General features: G+C 40.2%; 4 protein-coding genes. 3 read left to right on the top strand and 1 reads right to left on the bottom strand.

Annotated features, from left to right (window positions below; genetic code table 11):
• Positions 1–158 (bottom strand): helix-turn-helix domain-containing protein (locus B853_RS16625; protein WP_143700813.1); only part of this gene is annotated, 158 nt, incomplete at its 3' end.
• Positions 159–571: 413 nt separating this feature from the next.
• Between B853_RS16625 and B853_RS16615 the strand changes: the two genes are divergently transcribed.
• The 3 genes from B853_RS16615 to B853_RS16600 all read left to right on the top strand — a co-directional run bounded on the left by B853_RS16615 (position 572) and on the right by B853_RS16600 (position 2515).
• Entirely contained in the window at positions 572–1096 is a 525-nt protein-coding gene (locus B853_RS16615) for a DUF6985 domain-containing protein (protein WP_128826954.1), read from the top strand.
• A 141-nt stretch (positions 1097–1237) separates the two neighbouring features.
• The gene (locus B853_RS16605) at positions 1238–1711 is read left to right on the top strand and encodes a GrpB family protein (RefSeq protein WP_038887468.1); all 474 of its coding nucleotides are present in this window, start codon (positions 1238–1240) and stop codon (positions 1709–1711) included.
• A gap of 144 nt (positions 1712–1855) precedes the next feature.
• Positions 1856–2515, top strand: a complete 660-nt coding sequence (locus B853_RS16600; protein WP_038887123.1) for a hypothetical protein — start codon at positions 1856–1858, stop codon at positions 2513–2515.
• Positions 2516–2634: the final 119 nt, after the last annotated feature.

Genomic DNA, 2634 nt, shown 5'->3' with positions numbered 1-2634 from the left:
TTAAAGTGTCTGTTGTATCGGGAATTGCGTTCAATTTCTCGATAGATAGTAGCTTTGTGACGACCCAGTTGTTTAGCTATTTTAGGGGTACTAATTCCTTGCTTTCTGAGTGCAGAAATCATATACCTTTCGTTCTCAGTGAGGTGCGTGTATCTCATGTTTTTTACTTCTTGGCGGGAGCAAACTTCATGATTATCGCATCTCACTGTTTTTATGTTCAGAGGTGTCGCACTTCGTACTTGAATCCAAGACTGCCATAACTTCGTTGTATCTCATGAAAAAAGAGATGACGTTGAGTTGCTGATACCTAGGGTTGTAGATAAAGAAAAAGTTGAGACCGAAAAGGAACATTGGAAAAACTGGCATTTAAATCACCGAGATGCAGAGTTAGTGTTTTACGGGGATAAATACGTTTAACAAACTGTTTAAGAGTGATTCGCAACGCGTGGCATTTTTAGTATGCGTTGATTTTAGTTATTAAGGTGGTATGCAGCGGCTTTGGTATTGCGTTGCTCACACCTTAACAGAGCGTTATGTTTCCGAGTACCCCACGGTTATAGAGAGGTTGATTTTGTTAAAGTTTGAAATGTCAGTAAGTATGATTAATGTGGATGACAGCAGTGATGAATGTTTTACTGACCTAATAAGAGTTGCCTTTCTTGATAATGAGGAATATGAATTCTTACTTGAAGATTACAAAGACGATACAGGCAAAGAAGATTTTCACAAAGCAATCAATAACTTCATAAATCTAGATAAAAGCGTTCTCAATGATGTAAGTGAGTTTGTTTATCAATATTACCTAAAAACCTTGAATTACCTTAGCCCTGAGGATGATTGGTATATTGAAATTGAAAAGCCGAAGGATGTTTGGCAATTTGTTCAGTTTGGCTGTGAACCTATTGTGTCTCGTCGAGATGAAGATAATAGAATATACATTTCATTTGGATGTAATTGTGATTGGGAGCGAGAGCATGGGCTACAGTTAGTGTTCAAAGATGGTAGCTATATCAACAAACTAGGGGGATATGATGGCCATTTAACTAACTCGGATGCTTTTGGTGATGAATCTCTAGAAGATGTCATTTACAAATAAACATAACAAACTGTTTAAGAGTGATTCGCAACGCGTGGCATTTTTACTATGCGTTGGGTTTAATGTTTAAGGTGGTATGCGGCGGCTTAGGTATTGCGTTGCTCACACCTTAACAGGGCGTTATGCCTTTTGGGAGAAAATATGCAATTTTACAAAGCAGATGAGTATCAGGTCTCTTGTGAAAATCTCTATCGTAAGTATGAACTTCAGATAGCCGCTTTACTTCCAGGCGCAACAATTGAGCATATTGGAGCTTCTTCTATCCCTAATGCTGTATCTAAGGGAGACCTAGACATACTTGTTGGTGTTAGCGGTAACGAGTTAGAAAAAGCAGTGAAGTTACTTTCTACTTTAGATTTCAACGAAAAATCCAATACGTTAAGAACTCCAGAGCTTTGCATGCTAGAAAATAGCTCAGGTGAAGATGTCGCTTTTCAAGTCGTAGCGAATGGCTCAGAATTTGACTTCTTTGTGAGGTTTAGGGACAAGCTCCGTGACAGCCCTGAGTTGGTTCAACAATACAATGAACTCAAAATGTCTTGTACAGGTTGGGCTCATGAAGAGTATCGTCGAAAAAAGTCAGCTTTTATTGAGCGCATTTTAGGACAGGCATAACAAAGCGTTTAAGACAGATTCCCAACGCTCGGCATTTTCAGTTTGATTCGGCTTTAGTGTTTACGGCACAATGGTTTAGGTAGGGTGGTGGCGTTGCTCACTACTTAACGCGGCGTTATGTTTTTAGAGGAAATTTGATAGTTTATGGAAAGCTTCTTCGAGAGTGAGTTCATGCTCTCCAACTCACTTCACTTTGTTTTGCTCACCTGCGGTTTAGCATTAGCTTTCCATTTACCAATCTGGTGTGGCTTTAATCTCTGTAAGCGTAAGTGGAAGTATGTTGACTACCTTTGGCCTCTGCTAGCTGGTGTAGGTATGCTGGGTGCAGTTTCTGAAATTCGTGCAGCCGTTGCTGGTAATTGGGCTATCACCGAGCAAACACGAGCGGTAACTATTCTCGAATCAGTTCACGAGTTTTCAGTTCGGCAGATTAAAAGCGATATGTGTTCTGGCCTTATATCTGTTGGTGGTGAAGATGGATACTCCGACCCATGCAGTTGGTATTTATCGGTTGCTAAGCATCTAAAATCCCTCGATTTCAATTTACTGCCAATATTGGACCTGAATCTATTTTCTACCTCAGGACTCAACTTAAAATGGGTTGAGGAAGATGTTACATGGGTTAATGGTATGTTTGAGCAATACAACCAGCAAAAAAAGCGATACGACGAGACCAAGCTCGCGCAAGTCAAACATCCGATTGAGCAAGTATTTTGGTATATCAGTCCGTATTTAGTTTGTTTTGCGGTAGCTTTACGATTGGCTAAAGTGACAGGTGAGCTCAAACTGGAAAAACAAACATAACAAACTGTTTAAGAGTGATTCGCAACGCGTGGCATTTTTACTATGCGTTGGTTTTAGTGTTTAAGGTGGTATGCGGGAGCTTCGGTATTGCGTTGCTCACACCTTAACAGGGCGTTAKG

The sequence above is a fragment of the Vibrio rotiferianus CAIM 577 = LMG 21460 genome (genome assembly GCF_002741985.1).
GTDB classification, from domain to species: Bacteria; Pseudomonadota; Gammaproteobacteria; order Enterobacterales; family Vibrionaceae; genus Vibrio; species Vibrio rotiferianus.
The sequence above is the reverse complement of the archived record's forward strand: the minus strand, read 5'-3'. Positions and strand labels throughout refer to the sequence as shown.